The following is a 23816-nucleotide window of genomic DNA, read 5'->3' as shown; positions in this document are numbered from 1 at the left end:
TCAGTTAGCGACCATATCCCAGATCAGCGAGATAAAAACCAGCAGCACCAGAGTGGGTGAAATGTATCGCACCAGGAAACGCCAGAGCTCGAACATGCGCGGGGATTCGTGAGAAAGCTCCCGGCGAACATGCTCTCTGCGCATGAACCAGCCTGCGAAAATCGCAATGAACATCCCTCCCAGGGGCAGCATGAAGTTGGCGGTAAGCGAGTCCACCAGTTCAAAGAAGGTCAACCCGAAGAGTTGGTATTCCTCGCCAGCCCAATCGTTGAACGACAAGACAGTTCCGAGGCCCAGAGTCCAGGCCACCGCTCCCAACAGGAGGTTGGCCCCAACCCGCCCGAATTTCTGGGTTTCCACCAGCCAGGCCACCCCCGGCTCGATCAAAGAAATGGCCGAACTCCAGGCCGCGAGGCTGATGAGTACAAAGAAGAGCACCCCAAAGACAAGCCCCCCCGTCATGTTGCCGAAGGCCACCGGCAGGCTGACGAACAGGAGGCCCGGTCCGGCGCCCGCCTGCAGGCTTTCGTGGGCGAACACGATGGGGAAAATCGCAAGCCCGGCCACCAGCGCGACGGTGGTATCCAGGGCCGCCACGGTCATGACCGTCTTACCAATAGACGTATCTCCCGGCATGTAGGAGCCGTAGGCCATGATGGCGCCCATGCCCAGGCTCAGGGTAAAAAACGCATGGCCGAGAGCCACCAGCACGCCACCCCAGGTGAGGCTCTCCACCTTGAAGTTGAACAGGAAGCTGAAACCCTCTCGGAAATTCCCTTCCGTAAACCCGTAGCCCAGCAGCGCCAGGAGCAGAACGAAGAGGACCGGCATAATGATCCGAATGGTATTTCCCAGCCCCTTGCTGACACCCCCGATGACCACAGCCATGGTCATGAGGATAAAGAGCGTGTGCCAGAAGATCATTTCGCTCTTGTTGGCCTGCAAGGTCTCGAAGTTCGCCACGACGGTCTCGGAACTGGCATTGATGAAGGTGCCATCCGCAATCGTGAAAATGTAGTTGAGCGACCAGCCGGCGATGACGCTGTAAAAGGAGAGGATCAGCAGCCCCGCCAGAACCCCGCTCCAGCCAATGGCCACCCAGAGCCGGCTGGCCCTGGCCTCGATGCACAGATCCCGCATGGTGTTGATCGGGCTCTGTCGGCCCCGTCGGCCGAGCATGGTCTCGGCCATCATGATGGGTACACCGATCACTACGATACAAAGCAGATAGATCATGACGAAGGCGCCGCCGCCATGTTCGCCCGCGATATAGGGGAACTTCCATATATTGCCCAGGCCCACGGCGGAGCCGGTCGCCGCCAGAATGAAGGTCCACCGGCTGGACCAGGTTCCGTGCATTTTGCGGGTCATCGTGTCTCTCTGCGTTACGTTTATTTGAGTCATGGGATTGTGGCCGCAGCTATTGTTATATGAGATCTGTCATTTTCGACGCCAGCGCGATTGTAGCAGGATTGGCCGAATCCTGAAGACCACCACCGGAAGCGGCGCGAACCGGCGACCCCGTATCCAGGATGGGTGCTGATCTATATAATCCGCGGCCATGGCCAAGAAACCGAAAAAACCCAGCAATACCATCGCCCAGAACAAGAAGGCGCGCTTTGACTACCACCTGGAAGAAAGCATCGAGGCGGGCCTCCAGCTTCAGGGGTGGGAGGTAAAAAGCCTGCGGGAAGGGAAGGTGCAGCTGACGGATAGCTACGTGATCTTCAAAAACGGAGAGGCGTGGCTCCTGGGCGCTCAGATCCAGCCCCTGTCCACCGTATCGACCCACTTCGTGGCGGACCCGACCCGCACCCGCAAGCTACTGCTGAAGCAGCGGGAGCTCTCGCGTCTGCAGATCGCCACCGAGCAGAAGGGCTACACCGTGGTCGCAACGGACCTGTACTGGAAGAACCACCTGGTGAAGTGCAAGATCGCCCTCGCCAAGGGCAAGCAGGCCCACGACAAGCGGGCCACCGAGAAGGAGCGGGACTGGAACCGCGAGAAGCGGCGGGTGATGAAGGAGTTCAATACCTGAATCGGCAGAGGTGAGCCCGCTTCGCGGGCTCACAGCCATCTCCCCCCGAGCCTCAGCAACCCAGTCCGTCCATCTCCGCCAGCTTGCACACCAATTCATCCATGCGTGAACTGTAGCCCCATTCATTGTCGTACCAGCTCACAACCTTGACCATCCGTTTGTCCATCACCTGGGTCAATGCGGCATCGAAGATGCTGGAATAGGCGTTGCCAACAATATCGCTCGACACGATCGGCACGGTGCAGTAGGACAGAATCCCCTTCAGCGATCCCTCGGCGGCGTCGCGCATGGCCTGATTCACCTCTTCAACCGTTACGTCCCTGTCCACTTCCACGGTCAGATCCACGATACTGCCGTCCGGCACCGGCACCCGCATGGCCAGGCCATCCAGCTTGCCTTTCAGTTCCGGCATCACCATGCCGATCGCGCGGGCAGCCCCGGTCGAGGTGGGCACGATATTGGTGGCCGCGCTGCGAGAGCGGCGCATGTCCTTGTGGGGGGCATCGATCAGGCGCTGGTCGGAGGTGTAGGCATGCACGGTCGTCAACAGGCCCCGTTTGATACCGAATGCCTCATGCAGAACCTTCGCCAGCGGCGCCGCGCAGTTAGTGGTACAACTGGCGTTGCTGACGATTTTTGTGTCCTTGGTGATCACGTGATCGTTTACACCGCGCACCACCGTAGCCTCGAGCGGGTCCTTGCTGGGCACCGTCAGGAGCACCCTTTTTGCACCCGCCTCCAGATGCTTCTCCAGATCCGCGATGCGGCGAAACTTCCCGCTGCTCTCCACCACGTAATCCACCCCCAGCTCTTTCCAGGGCAGCTTGGCCGGGTCCGGCTCGCTGAAAACCTTGAAGGCGTCGCCCTCCACCTCCATGCCGCCGTCGATCAGCTTCACCTCACCTGGAAAAATGCCGTGAATGCTGTCGTACTTGAACGCGTAGGCCAGCTGTTCGGGGCTAGCCAGGTCGTTGACGGCCACCACATCATAGTGGTGCCGCAGTTTGCCGATCCGCAGCACCGTGCGACCGATTCGGCCAAAACCATTGATTGCAATCTTGGGGACTGACATTACGCTCTCCCTGTTCAACATTATCGCCGCACGCGCGGCGCCTGCATGCACTTCCGAGTGGCGGGCAGCTAACGCACCACGAGGTAAAACGAGTTACCGCCCCTGCGGATCTGCAGGAGGATTTCGCGGCGGTTGCGCTGCACAGCGCGCACCAGACTTTCGATATCGCTGACCCGCACCCGGTTCGCTCCGTAAATCATATCACCCGGTCGCAGCCCGCTATAAGCCGCCCGGGAATTCGGCGCGAGACCCGCCACAAGAACTCCATCCCCGTTGGGGCTGTCTTCAAACCGGGCGCCCACCAGGAGGGGATGGATGCGTGCATCCTCCACAACGAGCTGCTCCGGGGCGACCACATCGACCTTCACCTTGTGCACTTTGCCACCACGCAAAATGCCAAGCTCCACATCCTGGCCGATGCCGCGCACCGCAAGCTGGCTGCGCCACTGGGCCACCGATTGGGTTCGTTCGCCGGCAATGGAAACTATTACATCCCCCACCTTGACTCCCGCTCTACCGGCGCTTGAGCCGGATTTCACATCGGTGACCAGAATGCCGTGCTGGCCCAGGGGCAGGGAAAATGCCTGGCGCAGATCCGGGGTAATATCCTGCACACTGATATCAATCGTGCCCCGCTTGACCTTTCCGTCGCGCAGAATCTGCGCCATGCTGGACTTGGCCATGTTGATGGGGATGGCAAAGCCGATACCAACATTGCCACCCGCCGGTGCAATGATCGCTGTGTTGATGCCAATGAGCTCTCCATTCAGGTTGACCAGCGCGCCCCCGGAGTTCCCGGGGTTGATGGAGGCATCGGTCTGGATGAAGTTCTCGTAGCCCTCGATGCCCAGCCCGGTGCGCCCCAGCGCGCTCACCACACCGGTTGTCACCGTCTGCCCCAAACCGAAAGGGTTGCCGATGGCGACTACAAAATCCCCGACCCGCAAGTGATTTGAATTGGCCAATTTAGCGGCCGTGAGATTCTTGCCGTCGATCTCCAGCACGGCGATGTCCAGTTCGGCATCCACCCCCCGCACCTCCGCTTGAAAAATGCGGCCATCCACCAGCGACACCTGCACCTCATCGGCATCCTTGATGACGTGGTAATTGGTCAGCACCACACCCTCGCCCGCGTCCACAATCACGCCGGAGCCGGCGCTCTGCTGCCGCCGCTGCGGGCCGCGGCGGTAGCGGTCGTCCGGAATGTTGAAAAAGTGGCGGAAAAACGAATCGTTCAGCAAGGGGTTGTAGGTTTGCTGGTGGGAATAGGTTGCAATGTTCACCACGGCCGGATTGACGCTCTCAAGCATTGGCGCCAGGGAGGGCAGCTCACGCCCTTCAGAGTCGTGGCTCGGCAAGGCCGCGTGGCTGGCGGTGATACTGAGCGGCAACAGAATACAGGCGAGAAGCCAGCGCTTGAGCGTCATGTCATTCAATCTCCGGAGGTCATACTGGACTCAATAAAGTTAACAGAAGGACAGCGGCGCTGTCGCGCCGGTATTGGGGCAGCCGTAGGAAAACCGCGCGGAAAGCCCCGGATCGGTGATGGCGTGACCACTCCGCGCGTGAATTGATCTTTTTTCGTTTCTAATCAAACCCGCCAGCGGGCCAACAAAGTCCCGCTGGCGGATTTCATCACGCTGCTTTACCAGCCTTGCTCTCATCGGCCTTCTGCCCCGACTCCGAGGAGCTTGCCGCGGCCGATTCCGACTTCCGATGCTCCAGCACATTACCGCCGCCGGCACTGATCAGAATCTGCTTCGGCTTCATGGCCTCGGGCACCTCGCGGACGAGGCTGATGGTCAGCAGCCCATTGCTCAGCTTCGCGTTGGTCACCTCCACGTGGTCAGCGAGGCTGAACTTGCGCTCGAACGCGCGCTGCGCAATGCCCTGATGGAGATATCGCCGCTCGGATTTATCGCCGGCCTTGCGTCCGGAGACTGTCAGTACACCGCTCTCCACCTGAATGGTCAGCTCGCTCTGTTCAAAGCCTGCCACAGCCAGGGTGATCGCATACTGATTCTCCTCAAGCGCTTCGATATCGTAGGGGGGATAAGAGGAGACCTGATCGGAGCGCAAGGCGGAATCCAGCAAGGATGCCAGCCGGTCGAAACCGATGCTGCTGCGATACAGGGGACTCAAATCAATCGCAGTCATAACTATCCTCCAAAAAGAAGCAATAGAAAGTAAAAACAACCAATAAGAGCCGGGCCCCGGACTGCCAACCGAAGCCCCCGCAGCCGATCCCGCACGAGACTCGGCTTGCCGGATATCTAGGGTCCGCCAGAAATTTTTCAAGGGCGTGGAGGCACCCGAATCATCGGCCAAGCCCTCAACCGCACCCTTGCATTCAACCGTGCCACCCCCATATCTGGCCCTGAGGGCCGGAAGAGTTTGCAGTGCATCGCTATCCCCTGCCGGCGCTTTGCACTACAATAGGCGCGGACACCGCCTCTGGACAGAATTTGCACTATTTTGATGTCAGGACGGGAACGGACTGGTCCCCAAATCATCTAAGAAGTCCCGGTGGTAAACTTCGCTTCGGCGGGTTTGCCAGATGTTCGGTAACACCGGACCCGGGTAGGGTCCCTGTGGCAGGAGCGCACGACCAGGTAAGCGAAGGTACTTTGTACTGGAGCCCTGACCAAACGCAGCACCGCCATAGGGATTCCGCAGAACTGGAGCTTCTGTGGGTTCGCACTCTGCGACCCACAAAAGCGGCGCCCGCACCAGGCGCCAGGTTCGGCTACCGACCGAACCACCTGAATCCCCGCGCTAGGCGCGGTTATCGCTTTTGCGAGTCCACGTTTGGGCACCACCGCACACCGCCGCGGGGATTCAGCCAAACAGATCGGACGATGTCCGTTGCAAAGTTCGGCAAATAGGCCGAACACAGCATGAAGCCTTAGGCCAAGGCGCGCGACGAGCGAGTGAAGGAAGGTACAACAAGTACCTGACTGAACGAGCGAGGAAGCGCAACGCAGGCATAGGGCTTCAGACGAAGTTCGGGGGGCGATTTGGATTCGACGCCGATACAAAACTCAGATGTGCATGCCGTGATGACAGCGAATCACGTTAATCCAAAGCTGTAACTTAATAGTTGCCAACGACGACAACTACGCTCTAGCGGCTTAAACCCCGCTAGCGGTCTTTAGCAAGGTGCCAGTACCGCGTTATTGACTGTCATACAGAACTGGATCGCAGCAAAGCCCGCCTGGGGTGGCGCTGTTAAACTCTTACCAGGCTCGCTGCCAACGTCCTGCCCGTTGGGTTGTTGGTGGCTAAATCAATAAACGGACCTAAGCATGTAGAGCACTGAGCAGAGTGTTGACGGACGCGGGTTCAACTCCCGCCGCCTCCACCAACAGCAAAAGGCCCTCCCGCACAAGCGAGAGGGCCTTTTTTGTTTATCAGGCGATGTTTTGGGTTTCGGTCTGCTTAGGCGCCCGGGCAGGCTTGCCGACCCAGGGCCTCCAGGATGTCCGCCATGTCAAAGGCGCCGACGTTTCCGTCATCATGCACAGCAAAAAAGGCACCCTGGGGAAGGTTTGGCAGGGATGTTTGAGTCAGCCAGACTCCGTCCGTGTTCAGCACCTGACCGCCCCGAAATCCGCCCATTGGCTGGAGGGTTTTACGATCGAAGGCCAGGAAGGTATTAACCCGTTCGTCCTGGTCCGCCACCAGCCAGAAGCCGCTGCCGTCGGGGCAGGCATATAGGGCGATCCCTTCCGGCTCGTACTGGAACTGGCCGTCCCCCAAGGTCTGGCCGGTGAAGTTCAGATCCAGATCATAGATTTTTACGTTCAGCTGGGCTTCGGATTCGTCCGAAACCAACAGGCGGTCATGGGTCGTATCGCCAAAGAGGGATTCCACTTTTTCCAGTACCCCTCTGCCTTCGACATCCCCTGCGGTGCGCAGCCACTGGCCACTGATGCCTTCCCCCTCATGACTGACGTGATACAGGTGGAGACGGCGGTCCAGTTCCTCTGGCGGGGGGATCTCTTCGTCCGCAGTTTCATACGCATCGGTTACGGCGACCCGGTAGCCTTCCGCAACCGGCTGAACCCATAGGCCGTAGGGCAGTGCCAGCTGTTGCTCGCCGAAGCTGCCAAGGGGCGTGAAGCCGGGCAAGCCGAACACCTGCACACGCTGGTTGTCCCGCTCTACGACCATGAGCGTGTTATCGACAATGGAGATTCCGTTAGGTCTTTTGAACTGTGCTACCCCCTCGCCGCGCTCACCAACTTTGCCGAGGACCTCGCCCGACGCGGCGTCAAAAACGATCAACTGATCCGTGCTCTTGGCGGTGGCGACAAGCCAGTGCTGCCCTTCCGGGCCGTGCCAGACGGCGACCGAGTCAACATTGTCGGCCTCGTCACGGACGGTCATATAAACTTCGTTGAGGACAGGGATCTGCGCTGGCTCCGCGGCGTCGGTCGCCCCGTCGCTGCTGGGCTGGCACGCGCCGACAAGAATTGCGAACCCACCGGACACGGCGGCCGTAAAGAGTCTGGTTTGAAAATCCATATGATACCTATCGGGTAAAAACAGAAACCCGGGGCATAGTGCCCCGGAGTTGAAGTCGAAGGGATCAGAAGTTCAGGCGAAGGCCCGCTTCCACGGTTCGCCCGTACTCCTCGTACTGGGAGTTGTAGCCCGGTTTGCCCCAGTAAGCGTAGAGGGACTCATCGTTAATGTTGATAACGTTCACGAAAACCTGCACCGCATCGTTGATTCGGTACTTGCCAACAAAATCGACCTGCAAGTGATCGCCCTGATAGCGGTCGAAAGCCGGGTTCTCGATGTCATCGGTCTCCTCGAAGAACTCACTGCGGTAAGCGGCCGCCAATCGAAGATTGAACCCGTGTTTCTCGTAGCCGATGGCCAGGCTGGCGATATGGTCCGACTGGCCGGGCAGAGGGATCCCGCCACTGCGCTCGTGAACGTCGGTCTCGCTGTCGGTCCAGGTGTAGCTGGCGTTCAGCAGGAGGCCGTCGAGGGCCCCAGGCAGGAAGTCCAGCTGGCGCAAATAAGCCAACTCTATCCCGTACAGCTCCGCGTCGCCGGCGTTGACTGTTTCCCACACTTCGTCGAAGTTACCAAAGGCACCCCGCCCGGCTGTGTTCTGCACCAGGAAGAAGTCGCTGATGTCTTTATAAAACATACCGGCGGAGACCATGCTCACACCGCTCGGGTAGTAGTCCCAGCGCAGATCCAGGTTGAGGGACTCAAGCGGTTCAAGATCCGTGTTTCCCTTTTCCGCCACCCGCTCGAACTCACCCTCGTCCTCTTCCACTTCAATCACCTGCCAGGGTCCGGCGGCCTCGAATCCGGGTCGGGCTATGGTGCGCGACACGGCCGCCCGCAGGGACATGTTGTCCTGCAGCTTGTAATCGATGTTCAAACTCGGGAGAAGGTGGGTATAACGTTTGTCACCACTGTATTCGCTCAGCTCTGGATCGCCGCTACCGTTTTCCTCATCGATGACCACCTGGGTACCGGTGGCGGTGTATTCAGTCTGCTCGACCCGCAAGCCGGCCAGGACGCTGACTTTGTCGAAGTCGACATTGCCCATCAGGTAGGCTGCGTAAATGTCTTCCTCAATGTCGTAGTCCTCGGCGCGGCTGTCGACCGCGCTGTCCTCTTCGTTGAGGCCGAAGCTGGCGCGATTGGCTTTGAAGAACGCCCGGAAGCGGTCTGCGTCCACGGCGGGACCGAAGTTGCCGCGGAGCGGATGATCGATCGGGCCGGCGGCAACATCGGCTATGGTGTAGCTCTCATCAAACTCGTCGTACACCCACAGATTCACGTCGTTCTCTTTTTCCCGCAACCGGGCCTTGGCGCCGAACTGGATGTAACCCGGGGCATTGCCAAAGTGCACATCACGGCGCGCATTGAGCTCAAGTGCCAGCTCGCGCTCCTCTGCAAACACGCTTTCACCCTCGGCTTGCTGCAGCTCGTAGTCGCTGCCATCCAGCCCGAACGCGCCGTCCAAGGACAGAATCGGCTGCTCGGAGTCACCGGCCCGGGTGTAGCTCAGGTCGACGCCTTCGGCGAGATATTCACCGACGATCTCCAGATCGCCCTGCTCGCCCGCTACGGCATAGCCCAGGTTGTAATCGATCATCCAGGGCGCCAGGTCGTGTTCACCGCCGATGCTGTAGCTCGTGATCTCCATGACCTTGTTGCTGTCCTTGTTGGCCTTCTCCAGCTCCGCGCCTGCAAAACGTCCGCTTGCGCCGTTGAGCGCGATGATATCGCCCTCTTCAAACTTATATATGTTCTCCAGCTTCACTTCCTGATCGTCGAACTCGCTATAAAGGGTGCGGAAATAAAAGGACGAGACGTTGTTTGGACGATAGTCGAAGTTGAGAGCCGCGCTGGTGCGCTTGCGAGTCAGCACGTAGTCCCTTTGCTCACCCTCAAGCATGCCCCGCACTTCGTCGCCGGCTGGTGTTTCAAGGATTTCCCACGGCGCGGCTTCAATGCCATCGGAGACTGTGTCTCGATCGAACTGGCTGAAGGTGAATGCAATCCCGAAATCGTTTCCGCCACCGCCAATGCTGAAGAGATCCGCATAGGTCACCGCAAGATCGGGACTGGTTTTTTCGTTGGTGGTGTTGTAACTGCCCGCAACAGTGGTGCTGAAGCTACGCTCGCCCAGGTCGAACGCGGTCAAGGTCTTCACTTCGATGTTGCCGCCCACCGCATCGCCGTCCATATCCGGAGTGATGCTTTTGTTGATTTCCACGGATTCCACCAGGTCCGACGAGATCACATCCAGGTTCACTGCCCGCGAGCCCGCTTCGGGGGCGGGAACCCGCATGCCGTTGATGGTGGTGGAGTTGAAATTCGGATCGATACCCCGGATGACCACGAAGCGCCCTTCCCCCTGATCGCGCTGAACGGAAAGACCGGGGGCCCTTTGCAGGGCTTCGGCGACATTCTGGTCCGGGAAGTTGCCAACAGAGTCCGATGAAATGACATCGATCAGCGCTTCGGACCGCTGGCGCCGATTGATCGCCGCAGCCTGTCCGGCGACCTGGCTGTCTACCAGCAGACCGCGCAGTTGGGTGCCATCAGTCGCGGTGCCGCCCCCGATGCGGATTTGCACATCGCTTTCCTGACCCGGCATAACGCTCACCTGAACACGTTCGGGCATTGCGCCGGCGTATTCAGCCACGAGGGTGTACTCGCCTGCGGCCACATTAGCTATGCGGAAGCCACCATCCCGGCCGCTTACGGTGCTAATGCGCTGCCCTTCGATACGGATAACCGCGTCGGAAAAACTGAACTCGCCAGTTGCATCGGTTACTTTTCCACTAATGCTGCCAGAGGGTTGCGCATGTACAGTTGCTGTGCAAAGCGCAAACATATGTATGAGACACAGAATTCTTAAACGCGAAGCTCGAACGAAACTCATGAACGCACATCTCCTTTCCCGTCGGGCGACCGGAGGCGACCCGCCCTGAAACAATGATTTGTGCGTCACCCTAATTGCCCTGTGTGACCGTGAGGTTGCACTCCGGTGAAGGTCCGATGACGTCTTTGTTTCAGTCAGACCCGGGTGTCATACGAAGGTAATACGCACGTCATTGAAACGTCATTCTCGGTGGGGATACTGTGGGTCCGGACAGTTCACTCCCGCGCAGCAGCTACCGGAACTGCGCCTGGAATTAGGGGTACTCTCAATGGCCGAAGAAAACGGCAGGATAAACACGGGCCGTCGAAGATTTTTACAGCAGGGTTTGGTTGCATCGGGTGTGCTGGCCATTGGCCCCGGTCTCTGGGCTGGTCAAGGCCAAGGTTCGCCGCGCGCTGCCCGGCCGCTGACCTTGAAGAAGCGGGTCAGCAACATTCCCCGGTTGTCCGGGACACTGGTGGAAGTAGCGGTGGACAATGATTCGGCGACCAGAATGCGGATTCCCGAAGGATTTCGGGTACGCGAAGTCGCCCGGACTGGACAGCGGCCCTTCCCCGGGTCCGATTACATCTGGCACGGCATGCCCGACGGGGGAGCGACCTTCCCAATGGACGACGGCGGGTGGGTCTATGTCTCCAATTCCGAAATCAACGCCTGGCGCCAGGGAGGAGTCGGCGCGCTGCGCTTCAATGCCGCAGGCGAGGTGATTGATGCTTTCGCCGTTTGCAGCGGCACAACAAACAACTGCGCAGGCGGCCCCACCCCCTGGGGCACCTGGTTGACCTGTGAGGAGATCGACGAAGGTCTTGTTTATGAGTGTTACCCGGACGGAAGCCGGCTGGCTGTCCCGCTTCCGGCGCTGGGCGTTTTCAAGCACGAGGCGGCGGCCGTTGACCCGGTCGGTGGCGCCATCTATCTCACCGAAGATACCCCGGATGGCAACTTCTACCGTTTCGTTCCGGCCCACTACCCTCGCAATGGACGGGCAGACCTTAGCCGGGGGCGGCTTGAGGTGGCGGTGGTTGAAGGCAATGTTCCGGCCGAAACACGAGCCGTCCGCTGGGTGCCGGTGCCGAATCCGATGCCGCGCCTGAACGGGGAGCAATCCCGCCTGGAGTTACCTACGCGAAAACAGGTCGCCGAAGCCGAGGTGTTCAACGGCGGAGAAGGTTGCTGGTATCACGAAGGCTTCGTGTACTTCACCACCAAGGGCGACAACCGCGTGTGGGCTCTGGACACTCTCGCAAGCACGCTGGATCTGGTCTACGACAAACAGACACACCAAGCCTTCAACCCCGGGATTGACGATGTGGACAACCTGACCGTGTCGGCCGGGGGCGACATCCTGGTGGCAGAAGATGGTGCTGAGATGCGTCTGGTCGTTGTCGGGCCCGAGGTAAAGCCCTTTGAGTTAGTCAATGTAATTGGTCAACGGGGTTCGGAAATCTGTGGTCCGGCGTTCAGTCCCGATGGCACACGTTTGTATTTCAGCTCGCAGAAGGGCTACACCGGAGATCATACGGATGGTCGAATCTACGAACTCCGCGGCCCGTTTTTCGTGGACGTCTGAGCAGTGGCCCGCTCCGCAAAACCGGACCAATCATCTGCGGTTGTTTGCCCCGGCGCCAACCGCCAACGAGGTAAAACATGAGCTTTGAACCCCAAGAGTTATTAGATTTGATCGAGTTGGGCGGTCCGGTCGTTGCAGTTCTGATCGCCATGTCGGTTTACGCCCTTGCACTGACCGGTCTGAAATTGTGGCAGTTCCGCGCTGTTCACCTGGGTGATCGCAAGTTCACAGAGACCAGCCTCGCCTTCTGGCAGGCGGGGGACCACCATCGCGCGCTGGAGAGTCTGCGCCAGTCGCGAAACCCGATCGCCACCTGCATGCGCACCGTCATGGAAGGTTCCGTTGCGGGCATTGCTGAAGCCACTCTGCGGGCAGAGGCAAGCCGCAAGGCGGCGCGAGACCTGAACATTCTCCGTCGCCATCTTCGTCCGCTGGAAGTGATCGGAAACCTCGCCCCCCTGCTTGGCCTGTTCGGCACCGTGGTGGGGATGATTGCAGCTTTCGCGGCCATGGAAGCTGCCGGAAGTCAGGTGGATCCTTCGGTCCTCTCCGGGGGAATCTGGGAGGCCCTGCTCACTACGGCCGTGGGGCTGGCGGTAGCCATTCCGGCCATCGCCATTCTGAATTTTCTGGAGCGCAAAGTGGATACGCTCCAGGAGGACATGCAAGACGTGTTGACGCGCGTTTTTACCGCGCGGGCTTTCCGGTCAGAGAACGAAACAGGAGCGGCACCCTCGACCGAAGGGGGCGATTACAACAACGCGCTCACCCTCGGTACCGTCAATGCAGTTTGATATTGTTCCGCGGCAGCGTCGCCGGGTCGGACTCACGCCTTTGATCGACGTGGTCTTTAATCTGCTCCTGTTCTTCATGCTCGCCTCCAGTCTGGTGAATTGGCGCGGGCTGGAGCTTGCCACCGGCAGCGAAGTTGCCAACGCCGATGCCCCTTCGGCGGCAGAAATCAGCGTGGCGGATAATGGTGCGATCCGATACCAGGGTAGAGACTGGACGCTACAACCACTTGCGAAAAAATTGAAACAGGAGATACAGGAAAGCACCATTTCATCAGTGATTTTGCGCGCGGACCCCGGTGTGCAACTGGGATCGGTGGTAAGCATCTTCGATCAACTCAGCGCCGAGGGAATCGCCGCGCTCGCTCTGGGTGAGTCCGGCACAACCTCGGGGACCAGCGGAGAATGAGCATCATGCATGAGCAATCGATTCCGGCGCCTATCAGGAGAAGAAGGGATGCGGAAGACAACGTGCTGCCGCTGATCAATGTGGTGTTTCTGCTACTGATTTTCTTCATGGTGGCCGGCACCTTAGTGCAAGAGCCGCCCTTTGCCGTTGAACCACCGGCGAGCAGCCACGCCGGCAGCCGGGACAGCGAACCCCTTTACCTCGCCCTCGGCGCGCATGGCCAACTGGCCTGGAAGGGAAAGGAAATCGACCGGGAAGCACTTGTTGCGGAGCTGAGCGCACGGCCGGAAGAAGCCTTGCAAGTCCGCGCGGACCGGGCCTTGCCCGCCCACGAACTGACCTCGTTACTGGCCGATCTGAACGAAGCCGGTATTGCGCAAATTCAGCTTCTGACTCGCCACCAACCATGATGTTTCAGCCACGCATTCGCCACTGGGCTACAGCGCTGCTGTTGGCAGTGGTGATACACAGCATTGCTTTGCTTCAGTACTCACCCGCTCCGCCACACCATAACGCTGCGCAAGACGCTGGTGCCGGATCCATCACGATCGCGCTCGCCCCGCCGCCTGCGCCGCCTCAGCCGGTGGAAGCTCCAAAGCCGCAAATTTATCCCGGAGCGAAAGTAGACGCACCACCGCCGCCAATGACAACCGAGTCGGACGTCAAAACCCAGCCGGAACCGGAGCCAGAACCGGAACGACAGTCCAAACCGGTGCCCAAGCCCGAACTCGAGCCGCTACCGCAGCCCGAAGCGAAAGTCCGAGAAAAGCCGGAACCGTCATCGGTACCGCAAAACGGGCCCGAAACAACCCACGAGGTCACACAAGTGGCCGGGGAAACCGGCAGGGCCAGTGAGCGCGTTCAGGCGGGAGCCAGCGGCGGGATCCAGGACGCGCCGCCGGATTATCGCGATGCAGTCAGCGCCTGGCTGGAACGGCACAAGCAGTACCCCCTGAGTGCCCGGCAAAAGGCGCAACAGGGTATGGCCATGGTGTCATTCACCTTCGATCGCCACGGACGCATCATCGACTACAAGCTGCGCCGCCCCACCGGCCACGACGACCTTGATCGCGCGGTGGAGGATATGCTCGAGCGCGCGAGCCCGCTGCCGCCAATACCCGACCACATCCCCCACCAGCAGATGACCTGGACGCTGCCTGTCTACTTCCGCCTCAGCACCGGCTAGCAGGTTTTGAAAGGCTGACCAATCATGTGCCGACATACGCCGGTTGAAAAATTCCAGAAGGACCTTTTCAACCGGCCAAAGGGCGATCAGCGCATTGCCTTCAATGCCTGCCCCCACTTCTGAAGCTCATCCAGCATGGCAGTGGCCGAGTCGTCGATGAGTTCGTCGGACTTGAACGCCTTGTTGTCATCCATCCTGTCCCAGGGCATCTGTACCATCACACCCTCAACCATGGGCATCATCTTGAGGGTCGTCACCAACTGCTTGGCCACCTGGGTCGAACGAATACCGCCCGATACTCCACCGTAGCTTACAAAACCGCAGGGTTTGTAGTTCCATTCGTTGTACACATAATCCAATGCATTCACCAGCGAGGGCGGCGCAAAATAGTTGTATTCCGGCAGCACGAATACATAGGCATCGGCCTCCGCAACTGTGCTGGACCAGGCCTTGGTATGGTCGTTTTCATACTGCTGCAGACGAGGGTGCGCCGGCTCGTCGTAAACGGGCAGGTTGAAGTCGGCGATGTCTACCAGACGAGTCTCGAAACCGCCGTGGGCCTCGGCAAACCGGTTGAACCACTGGCCCACCGACAGGCCAACACGGCCCGGGCGGGTGCTCGAAATAATCGTTTGTAGCTTGAGACTCATAGTCGTTTCTCCTACTGCTTGGTTAAACGTTTCATTCAGGCGCGCTCGTTACTGAACACGCAGGTCGATCAAAAGTGCTTCGGCCGACGCGGGCGAGGTGAAGTTGATACTGCTCTGGCCCCGAATCGTGGCCCCGTCACCTGCGATCATCGGTGTACCATTCACGGACAATGTTCCCCGGGCAAGGTGGAGGTAGTACATTCGCCCAGCTCGGGTGGCGAAGGTCCGGGAGGCGCTCTCGGCGGAAGATTGGTCGAGACTTACCTTGTAGATATAGGCATCCTGCCGTATCGGGAGCGAACGCTCCTGACCGTCGGGGGAAACCATCAGCGTGATGCCGCGCGAGTCGGAAAAATCCTTCTGAGCATAGCGGGGCTCTTCGCCGTTGCGGTCGGGCCGTATCCAGATCTGCAAGAAGTTCAACCGCTCATCCGGCGAGGGATTGTACTCGCTGTGACGCACCCCCGAGCCCGCGCTCATAACCTGAAGCTCCCCCGCGTTCAGCCGACGATGGTTGTCCATCGTATCCCTGTGTTCGATACTGCCTTTCAGCACATAGCTGATGATCTCCATATCCCGGTGCGCGTGGGTATCAAAGCCCGCACCCGGGCTCACCCAGTCGTCGTTGATCACCCGCAAATCCGACACACCCATAAAGCGCGGATCATAGTAATTTGCGAATGAGAATGTGTGACGGCTGTCCAGCCAGCCGTGCTCTGCGTGGCCGCGCTCGCCGCTGCGGCGTAATGTAATCACTTGTCACCTCCAGAATGCGGGGCGCAGTGGCCCCGCTGATCGTCGTCAGGCGTTAACCTGAACAGCAGGACGGCTTTTGCCTTGCCCGGTCACTGTCATCAACTTGCGATCCAGAGACAAGCTCCCCGCACCGCTGAAAACCAGTGCGACGGAGATCGCCAGCAAGGCGAGGCCGAACTCATACCCATTGTTGCTCATGAACAAGCCGTGGGGTAAGTGAACGGCGACGATGGCCACCAACATGGTGAAAGCCAATGCCACCGCCGCGGGCCGTACCAACAGGCCCAACAGCAGAGCGACACCGCCGAAGAACTCCGCGCTACCCGCCGCCAGCGCCATCAGATAGCCCGGCTCCAGGCCAATGGAAGCCATCCATTGCCCGGTGCCCTCCAGTCCGTGCCCGCCGAAGCTGCCGAACAGCTTCTGGGCGCCGTGGGCAATAAAGATGATGCCGGCCGGCAGGCGAAGCGCCAGGCCGGTCAGGTGGTTATCCGTGGAAATCACGCGGTGGATCAGTGCCTTGCTCAAGAGGGCCTCCTCACATTCAAATCAGTGTATTTGAACCATTGAGGGCACTATAATTGGAGAAATTGCCGATGAATAGCGAAATGATCTGGCCTAAACCATCAGGATTTTTGAGCAATGACTTCACCTTTGACCCTTGAGGCCCTCCGGACCCTGGACGCCATAGAGCGGCGCCACAGCTTCGCCGCTGCGGCCGAGGAGCTGCATCGGGTTCCCTCTGCCATTTCCTACACCATCAACAAGCTCGAGGATGATCTCGGCGTTGCCGTTTACGACCGCAGCCGGCGCAAGGCCGAACTGACCGGCATCGGCCGCCTCATACTCGAGCAGGGACGGCAGATCCTGAAAGCGACGGACGAGTTGACCGCCCTGGTCCGCCAGGCGAGTGAAGGCTGGGAGGTGGAACTGCGAATCTGCGTGGACACCGTGCTGAGCTGCGAGCCGATCTACGCGCTGGTGGAGCAGTTTCAGCAGATACAGCCAAAAACAGAAGTGCGGATCAGCGAAGAGGTGCTCGGCGGCAGCTGGGATGCGCTGGTGGATGGCCGCTGTGACCTGGTGATCGGCGCCGAAGGCAAGCCCCCGTCACCCGGCTTCGAGCTCCAGCCTCTGGGCAGGGTCGAGTTCGAGTTTGCGGTGGCGGCAGACCACCCGCTTACACAACTTCCGATGCCGCTGGCCGCCAGTGCGATTCAGGATTACCCCACAGTCATCGTCGCCGATAGCTCGCGACATCTGCCGGTGCGCTCCGCGGGTCTGCTCGACGGGCGGAGTCGTTTACTGGTCCCAAGCATCGAGCACAAGATCGAAGCTCAGTGCAAAGGACTCGGTGTCGGATATCTTCCCCGCCATCGGATCAGACAACATCTGGCCGATGGACGGCTGCGGGTCTTACCCCTGAATCCTCCCCGCCCCCCTGCGGAGCTTTCCGTTGCCTGGCCTCGCAACCGCGGCGGCAAGGCGCTCAAGTGGTTTGTGGATCAGCTCAAGAACATGCATGTCGACCCGGAGTGCGGCCTGCAGTAGTGCAGCGCTCCCCATCGAGATCGTAATTCAGGTCAAGCACGGCGGCTTGCTGTTGGGTTACGGCCTGCGGCCTAACCCAACCTACGAAAATCCAGTGACGGGTAGGTTGGGTTAGCGCAGCGTAACCCAACATCCGGTGGCGCGCGAAGTCGGGATCTGCCGGGTTCCAGCCTGCGGCCTAAAGCCAACCTACGAAAATTCAGCGGCGGGTAGGTTGGGTTAGCGCAGCGTAACCCAACAATCGTTGCTCCGCACATCAAGTAGCAGGCTCCGGTCTGGCCTCGCCTTTGCACCGTAGAGCCTACTGAGTCGCTGCGGTTCAACGCGCACCCCGAGAATGTCGGCAAGGAGCAGCCTCGATGCACATGTCCTACTGGCGCTTTGCGGCAATGATTGCGACCTCGACGGTGGTGATGTTCGGGCTCATGTATTTGAACGCCTACGCCTTCGAGCACGTGATGTGGAGCGAAACCCGCCTGTGGATGGCCATTGTCATGGGCGCCTGCATGGCGGTGATCATGTTGAGCTACATGCTGAGCATGTACCAGAACAAGGCAATCAACGCCGCCATCTTCGTGGGTAGCATTATCGTTTTTGCCGGTGCCCTGTGGCTGGTGCGCAGCCAGGTAACTGTAAACCAGACCGAATACATGAAGGCCATGGTGCCACACCATTCCATCGCCATCATGACCAGCAACCGGGCGCAGATCACTGACCCGCGAGTACGCAAGCTGGCCGATGAAATCATCGAGGCCCAGGAACGCGAGATCGCGGAAATGAAGTATCTGATCGCCGATCTGGACCAGGCCACTGGTGAAGGCACGGCCATCGAAGACAAACCCGTTGCTGAGTTAACCGCCGCCCGGGAGGCCATTGAAAATCCCAACATCCGCCAGAGCGACCCCGAATCCATGGTGGACGCGGAGATCCGCCAGCTTGTTGCCGGGGAGGCCCGGTGCGGCTTCTCCTATACCATAGCGGGCGATCCGGTCTTTGCGGTCGGTCCGCCGCCAGCCGGGAGCGGTACCACTGCCGGACTGAAACTGCACGGCCGGCTTGTGCGGCTCGAGACCCAATCTGCCGTTGGCTTTGACACGGTTATGGCCAACGGCGGCCGGTTCACCGCAGACGGGATTCAGATAGAACTGGTGCCACTGCCGGAGGAAACCTTTACAGAGGATCAGGGAACCCTGCGTCGACCGGCCAACCTTCACTTTGAGTTGCCCGACGAAGGGCTGCGGGTCGGCTACCGGGGCTGGTATTCCTGTGAAGGGCAACTCTGAAACGCGTTCCGGAATACAGCATGGGCCTATTCCGGCTGGCCGGTGTCCGGCAGGCGCAAGCAGCGCTCGATGGGAAGCACAACCGCCTGCAGATGATGGTGTGCGGCTTTTGAGCAGCGAAATGTTTCCATTGCCTCGAACAGGTCCGCAATCATGTCCTCACGCACCTGGGCCTGATAAACCGTGAAGTTTCCGGGAAAGACCTGGGAGCCGAAGTGCTTTCCTTCCTGGTCCTTGCCTTCCATCATCGGGTAGCGCACGTAATCGATGACCCGGTGCTTATCCAGAAGGTTGTCGATGAAGTCCGTGTACTCGAAATGCACCGAGATCTGCACAAATTTCATCATCGGGGGCTGCCTCCCTCGTTCGCCTCACGCCGGGCCACCCTGCGAACGCGACGCTTGATTGCCCGGCCGGCATCGTCGACCAGGCTGTAGGTCACCGGAATAACCACCAGAGTCAGAAACGTAGCCCCGGCGAGCCCCCCTGCCACCGCGGTACCGAGCGGTGCGCGGGCTTCGCCGCCCGCACCAAAGCCGAACGCAATGGGCAACATGCCAAGTACGGTGGACACCGCCGTCATCAACACGGCACGGAAACGGGAATGCGCCGCTGTTTTGGCGGCGTCAACCGTGTCGGCGCCCCGGGCCTTAAGTACGTTGGTGAAGTCCACCAGGAGAATGGAGTTTTTCACCACGAGGCCCAGCAGCATGATCAGGCCGATAAAGGCAATGACGCTGAGGGTCATGTCGAGCAGCCACAATGCGCCGAAGGCGCCGACCGTCGCCAGAGGCAATGCCATCATGATGATGACAGGGTAGGTAAATGACTCAAACTGGGCGGCCAGAATCAGATAAATGAAAACCACTGCAAAAGCGACCGCGACCACCAGGTAAAAGAACGACTCGGCCATCAACTGGGATGTTCCCGCCAGTTCATAGTCAGCATTGGGCGGAAGCTCATCATTCAGGAAGGCTTCCAGCCGGGCCACCGCATCCCCCGATGCAACCCCCGGAGGCAACTGGGCGGAAATGGTGGCCGAACGCATTCGATTAAATCGCTGAATCTGGCTGGGGCCGATGGTTTCCGTGAGGGCAACCAGGTTTTCCAACGGTACCAGGTCGCCGGAGCCGCTGCGAATATAGAGGTCCCGCAAGGATCCTGGAACCAGCTCCCCGCGACCGGCCACATCGGTGATCACGTCGTAGCGATCGGCATCGCGCTCAATACTGGAAATGGGAGGCTCTCCGTAGAGATAGCGCAGCGCGGTGGAGATGTCCCGCACGGAAATACCCAGCTCCGTGGCGCGCTCCCGGTCGATGTCCACGTCCACCTGAGGATTGTTAAGTTCCAGGTCGGAGCGCACACCCACATACCAGTCGGGCTGGGACTCCATCCAGTTCATTGCAATCTCCTGCAAACGAGCCAGCTCATCGAGGTTGTCGTGCTGAATCACGATCTCGACCGGCGCGCCTCCCACGCCGCCCACGGCCTGCTCGCTGACGAAGACCCGGCCTTCGGTGAGGCGGTCGAAGCGTTCGCGCAGGGATTGCATGACGTCCTGTTGGTGGCGCTCCCGTTCTTGCCGGGGCGTCATTTTCACGAAAGCCAGCCCGCGATTCGGCTGACTGGGGCCGGCCTGGGCGAGCCCGATGGCGAGAAACTGGTGACTCACCTCCGGCGTTTCCGCCAGGATGGCCTCAATTTTTTTTGCCAGACTGTTGGTTTGCGCCAGCGTTGCGCCCTGGGGCGTTTCAAAGGTCAGCATGAAGCTGCTGCGGTCTTCGTTGGGCTGAAATTCCTGAGAGACGTTGGCCAGTGCCAGTAGCCCCAGAAGGAACGCACCGAAAGCGACCAATAGTGTCAGGCCCCGGTGGCGGAAAGCCACGTTCAGTAAACGCAGATAAAGCTCTTCAGTGCGCACGAACAGGCGTTCAGACCATTCCACGAGCCGTCCGGTTTTTTGCGACGCACCAAGAAACCGGGAGCACAGCATGGGCGTCAGCGTCAGGGCCACGAAGGTGGAGGCGAATACCGCAACCACAACCGTTACCCCGAACTCCAGAAAGAAGCGCCCGATCATGCCCCCCGTAAACGCAATGGGCAGAAACACGGCAGCGAGCGCAATGGAGTTGGCCATAACGGGAAATGCGACTTCTGTGGTACCAACGCGCGCTGCGGGCTCCGGCTCCGCGCCTTTTTCCAGGTGATAGAACGCTCGCTCCAAAACCACGATTGCGTCATCCACCACTACCCCAATCACCAGAATCAAGCCGAGCATACTGAGCACATTGATGGTGAAACCGAGCACGTTGATGACAGCAAAGGCAATCAGGAGGGAGGTGGGGATGGCAAGCAGAGTCACTAGCGTGCCGCGCACACTGCGCAGGAAAGCCATCACCACGACCACCACCAGCACGGTGGCGAGGCCGATGGTGGTGAACAGGTCATTGATGTTTTCTTCCACGTACTCGGTGGTGTCGGTCGCGATGTTGTAAACCAGTCCGGGCGGGAAGTCGTCTTCAATTTCCTGCAGTCGCTCCCGAACCACTTCCGACAGGGCCACTGCGTTGGCGTCGGCCTGCTTCACAATCCCAAGCCCCGCGGTGATTTCGCCGGTAAAGCGCGCCACCTGCCGATCCTCTTCGACGCCGTCTACCGCCTCGCCCACATCGGCCAGGCGCACGGGCGCACCATCACGATAGGCAACAATCAAGTCGTTGAAAGGCGCGGCCTCTGAAAACTGGCCGCGAGTCTGGATCAGGAACTCCCGTGTCACGCCTTCAATGCGACCGGAGGGGATGTCTACGTTGTTGGCCTGTACAGTCTGCACCACATCTTCCACCGCAATCCGGTTCGCCGCCAGACGCACCGGGTCCAGATGAATGCGCACGGCGGGATAGCGGCGACCGCCGATCTGTACCTGGCCAACGCCGCGCAGGGTTTCCAGGCGGGGCTTGACTACGTTCTCGGCATAGTCGGACAGACGCACATCGGTCCAGCGCTCGTCCCCGGTGAGCGCCACCCACATAATGGCCTGTGCATCCAGGTCCAGCTTACGCACGATGGGCGCCTCCGCCTCGTCGGGCAGATCCTGGCGGGCCCGCTCCACGGCGTCGCGCACGTCCTGGGCCGCCACGTCGATATCCCGCCACAATTCGAACTCCGCGGTTACCGTGCCCACGGACTGTCGTGCGCTGGAGGTGAGTTGGCGCAAGCCCTCGATGGTGTTCACCTCGGATTCGAGGGCTTCGATGATTTCGGATTCGATGACGCGCGGCGCAGCGCCGGGCAGCACCACGTTGACGCTGACGATGGGGAAGTCCACGTCCGGGTTTTCCTGCACGGGCATTTGGTTCAAGCCATAGAATCCAAAAATGGCCAAAACCAGAAAGATGACCGTGGTGAATACCGGGCGCTGGATACAGAAGTTCCAGATCACAAATCCAATTCCGTCTGCTGAAGCGCGCGCTGATTCGCGCGCTTATTCCTGCGTCTCGCTGGAGCGGTCCAGGCTGTCGACAACCTCCACGGGCATCCCCGGGTCCAGGCGCATATGGCCACTGCGCACCACCAGTTCACCAGGATTCAAGCCTTCCATGATTTCCACCGCGTTGCCGCTTCGCAATCCCGTTTGCACGTTGCGCGATACGGCGCGGCCCTCCTCCACCACAAACACCATGTAGCCGCTGCGGGTGGCCACCAGTGCCTCGGACGGCAGAACAGGCTGGTTCTCCCGCTGACCCACAGTCACCAGCGCCGTGGCGAAGGCGCCTGGCTTCAACTCATTGTCCGGATTGGGAACGCGCGCCTTGATAGGGAGTGTGCGGGTCTGTTCGTCAATCGCCGGGTTCACAAAACTGACCTCGCCGCGGAAACTGCGATCGGGGAAGGCGGCTGTGGTTACCGTAACGGGCTGGCCCAGGGAAACCTGCGCGGCGAATCGCTCGGGGATCGAGAATGCAATTTCGAGAGGGTCGAGGCTGTATAAACGAGCGATGACTTCGCCGGGGGAAACGTAGCCGCCCGGGTCCACCAGCCGTTCGGAAATGCTTCCCGCAAAAGAGGCGCGGATAACCGTGTCCTGCAGGCGTTCGCGGGTCAGTTGCACTTCGGCCTGCAGCCGCTCCACCTCGGCCCGGGCGCTATCCAGTTCCGTGCGCACCTGCTCGAACTCTTCCTGGGAGACCAGTGCCTGCTCCACCAGCCGCTGCTGGCGTTCAAAGCTGCGCTCCAGGTTGGTGACCCGCACGCGGGCTGACTCCAGGGCAGCCTGGTTCGCCGCAAGCTGGCTGCGCGCCTTGCCTGCGTCTAGTTCCACCAGAACATCGCCTTCGTCGACGGCGCTGCCTTCGGTAAATCCCAGACGCTGAACACGCCCCGCCACCTCGGAACTGATCTCCACCTCTGCAAATGCGCGCAAGGTACCGATGCCGCGAACGGTTTCTTCCAGCGTTCTGGTGCCCACCTCGACGACTTCCACTGCGACGGCCTGCCGGGCAGGCGCTTCCTCCTCGTCCTCCTGGCCCATGATCCAGAACAGGACCAGCGCTGCCACGACGAGCGCGGCAGCAATCAGCAGTATGTTGCGGCGTTTGCTTTTCGTCCGTGGTTCATCAATGTCCGTCATTAATGGCGTTCCAGTTACCTCTGCCTGCGTTGGGCCCGCCCTTAAGACATCCCGCTGAGGAAACTGTCCCAATCAGAGCTGCTGAGTACGGAACCTCTCAGACTCCAGGAGTGGTCGCGATGTTTCGCGCTGCTTGTGGTCGAGATGGAAGATGGGCTTCGGCAGGTAAGCAGCGCAATGTTGGGTTACGCTGCGCTAACCCAACCTACGGGTGGACGGTTGAGGCGAGGTGGTATGGGCCGGCCCCGTAGGTTGGGCCGCAGGCCGTAACCCAACTCAGTGCCAGATTGAAACTCGATGTTGGGTTACGCTTCGCTAACCCAACCTACGGGTGGACGGTTAACGCGAGGTGGTATGGCCGGCCTCGTAGGTTGGGTTAGCCGCAGGCCGTAACCCAACACAGTGCCAGATTGAAGCTCGGTGTTGGGTTACGCTTCGCTAACCCAACCTACGGGTG

The 23816-nt window shown here is 60.0% G+C and carries 20 protein-coding genes and 1 other RNA gene; 9 read left to right on the top strand and 12 right to left on the bottom strand.

The features are described 5' to 3' along the window. Positions 1-1371 carry a sodium-dependent transporter gene (locus ACURWW_RS11060; protein ID WP_445617204.1) on the bottom strand — a complete coding sequence of 457 codons (1371 nt, stop codon included), beginning with the start codon at positions 1369-1371 and terminating at the stop codon, positions 1-3. A 190-nt stretch (positions 1372-1561) separates the two neighbouring features. On the opposite strand from ACURWW_RS11060, the gene smpB reads away from it, so the two are divergent. Then, positions 1562-2038 carry an SsrA-binding protein SmpB gene (gene smpB, locus ACURWW_RS11055; protein ID WP_445617205.1) on the top strand — a complete coding sequence of 159 codons (477 nt, stop codon included), beginning with the start codon at positions 1562-1564 and terminating at the stop codon, positions 2036-2038. A 52-nt stretch (positions 2039-2090) separates the two neighbouring features. Here smpB and gap read toward each other — a convergent pair whose 3' ends face one another. The 3 genes from gap to ACURWW_RS11040 form a co-directional block, all read right to left on the bottom strand. Next, positions 2091-3110, bottom strand: a complete 1020-nt coding sequence (gene gap / locus ACURWW_RS11050) for a type I glyceraldehyde-3-phosphate dehydrogenase (protein WP_445617206.1) — start codon at positions 3108-3110, stop codon at positions 2091-2093. Between the two features lie 68 nt (positions 3111-3178). Beyond that, the gene (locus tag ACURWW_RS11045; RefSeq protein ID WP_445617207.1) at positions 3179-4537 is read right to left on the bottom strand and encodes a Do family serine endopeptidase; all 1359 of its coding nucleotides are present in this window, start codon (positions 4535-4537) and stop codon (positions 3179-3181) included. A 208-nt stretch (positions 4538-4745) separates the two neighbouring features. Then, positions 4746-5267 (bottom strand): Hsp20 family protein, encoded by a 522-nt coding sequence (locus ACURWW_RS11040; RefSeq protein WP_445617208.1) that lies wholly within the window; start codon positions 5265-5267, stop codon positions 4746-4748. 851 nt (positions 5268-6118) lie between these two features. On the opposite strand from ACURWW_RS11040, the gene ssrA reads away from it, so the two are divergent. Further along, positions 6119-6474: a transfer-messenger RNA gene (ssrA, locus tag ACURWW_RS11035) on the top strand. Between the two features lie 74 nt (positions 6475-6548). Here ssrA and ACURWW_RS11030 read toward each other — a convergent pair. Together ACURWW_RS11030 and ACURWW_RS11025 are read right to left on the bottom strand one after the other, a co-directional pair. After that, positions 6549-7637 carry a hypothetical protein gene (locus tag ACURWW_RS11030; RefSeq protein ID WP_445617209.1) on the bottom strand — a complete coding sequence of 363 codons (1089 nt, stop codon included), beginning with the start codon at positions 7635-7637 and terminating at the stop codon, positions 6549-6551. A gap of 64 nt (positions 7638-7701) precedes the next feature. Further along, a complete protein-coding gene (locus ACURWW_RS11025; protein ID WP_445617210.1) occupies positions 7702-10533 on the bottom strand; it encodes a TonB-dependent receptor in 2832 nt (943 codons plus the stop codon). 268 nt (positions 10534-10801) lie between these two features. On the opposite strand from ACURWW_RS11025, the gene ACURWW_RS11020 reads away from it, so the two are divergent. The 5 genes from ACURWW_RS11020 (at position 10802) to ACURWW_RS11000 (ending at position 14489) form a co-directional block, all read left to right on the top strand. Then, entirely contained in the window at positions 10802-12103 is a 1302-nt protein-coding gene (locus ACURWW_RS11020) for an alkaline phosphatase PhoX (protein WP_445617211.1), read from the top strand. Between the two features lie 77 nt (positions 12104-12180). Next, entirely contained in the window at positions 12181-12897 is a 717-nt protein-coding gene (locus ACURWW_RS11015; protein ID WP_445617212.1) for a MotA/TolQ/ExbB proton channel family protein, read from the top strand. After that, positions 12887-13303: an ExbD/TolR family protein gene (locus ACURWW_RS11010; protein WP_445617213.1), complete on the top strand. Its 417-nt coding sequence runs from the start codon at positions 12887-12889 to the stop codon at positions 13301-13303. Before ACURWW_RS11015 ends, ACURWW_RS11010 begins: the two co-directional genes overlap by 11 nt. Beyond that, the gene (locus ACURWW_RS11005; protein WP_445617214.1) at positions 13300-13713 is read left to right on the top strand and encodes an ExbD/TolR family protein; all 414 of its coding nucleotides are present in this window, start codon (positions 13300-13302) and stop codon (positions 13711-13713) included. Before ACURWW_RS11010 ends, ACURWW_RS11005 begins: the two co-directional genes overlap by 4 nt. Positions 13714-14129: 416 nt before the next feature. Further along, the gene (locus ACURWW_RS11000; RefSeq protein ID WP_445617215.1) at positions 14130-14489 is read left to right on the top strand and encodes an energy transducer TonB; all 360 of its coding nucleotides are present in this window, start codon (positions 14130-14132) and stop codon (positions 14487-14489) included. 86 nt (positions 14490-14575) lie between these two features. Here ACURWW_RS11000 and ACURWW_RS10995 read toward each other — a convergent pair whose 3' ends face one another. Genes ACURWW_RS10995 through ACURWW_RS10985 form a run of 3 tightly spaced genes read right to left on the bottom strand, consistent with a single transcriptional unit; the run spans position 14576 to position 16423 of the window. Next, the gene (locus ACURWW_RS10995) at positions 14576-15139 is read right to left on the bottom strand and encodes an NADPH-dependent FMN reductase (RefSeq protein ID WP_445617216.1); all 564 of its coding nucleotides are present in this window, start codon (positions 15137-15139) and stop codon (positions 14576-14578) included. 48 nt (positions 15140-15187) lie between these two features. Next, the gene (locus tag ACURWW_RS10990) at positions 15188-15895 is read right to left on the bottom strand and encodes a pirin family protein (RefSeq protein ID WP_445617217.1); all 708 of its coding nucleotides are present in this window, start codon (positions 15893-15895) and stop codon (positions 15188-15190) included. 45 nt (positions 15896-15940) lie between these two features. Further along, complete coding sequence (locus tag ACURWW_RS10985) at positions 15941-16423, bottom strand: DoxX family protein (protein WP_445617218.1); 483 nt, start codon at positions 16421-16423, stop codon at positions 15941-15943. 114 nt (positions 16424-16537) lie between these two features. On the opposite strand from ACURWW_RS10985, the gene ACURWW_RS10980 reads away from it, so the two are divergent. Both ACURWW_RS10980 and ACURWW_RS10975 read left to right on the top strand, forming a co-directional pair. Beyond that, positions 16538-17446, top strand: coding sequence for a LysR family transcriptional regulator (locus ACURWW_RS10980; RefSeq protein WP_445617219.1), 909 nt, complete (start codon positions 16538-16540; stop codon positions 17444-17446). 359 nt (positions 17447-17805) lie between these two features. Then, positions 17806-18729 carry a DUF305 domain-containing protein gene (locus ACURWW_RS10975; protein ID WP_445617220.1) on the top strand — a complete coding sequence of 308 codons (924 nt, stop codon included), beginning with the start codon at positions 17806-17808 and terminating at the stop codon, positions 18727-18729. A 26-nt stretch (positions 18730-18755) separates the two neighbouring features. On the opposite strand, the gene ACURWW_RS10970 is transcribed toward ACURWW_RS10975, so the two are convergent. From ACURWW_RS10970 to ACURWW_RS10960, 3 genes are read right to left on the bottom strand one after another with little or no spacing between them, the layout of a single operon-like run. Next, positions 18756-19076, bottom strand: a complete 321-nt coding sequence (locus tag ACURWW_RS10970) for a PG0541 family transporter-associated protein (protein ID WP_445617221.1) — start codon at positions 19074-19076, stop codon at positions 18756-18758. After that, a complete protein-coding gene (locus tag ACURWW_RS10965) occupies positions 19073-22171 on the bottom strand; it encodes an efflux RND transporter permease subunit (protein WP_445617222.1) in 3099 nt (1032 codons plus the stop codon). The genes ACURWW_RS10970 and ACURWW_RS10965 overlap by 4 nt, the downstream gene beginning before the upstream one ends. Before the next feature lie 42 nt (positions 22172-22213). Beyond that, positions 22214-23359, bottom strand: a complete 1146-nt coding sequence (locus ACURWW_RS10960; protein WP_445617223.1) for an efflux RND transporter periplasmic adaptor subunit — start codon at positions 23357-23359, stop codon at positions 22214-22216. Positions 23360-23816: the final 457 nt, after the last annotated feature.

The sequence above is a fragment of the Gilvimarinus sp. F26214L genome (assembly GCF_054401055.1).
The sequence above is the reverse complement of the archived record's forward strand: the minus strand, read 5'-3'. Positions and strand labels throughout refer to the sequence as shown.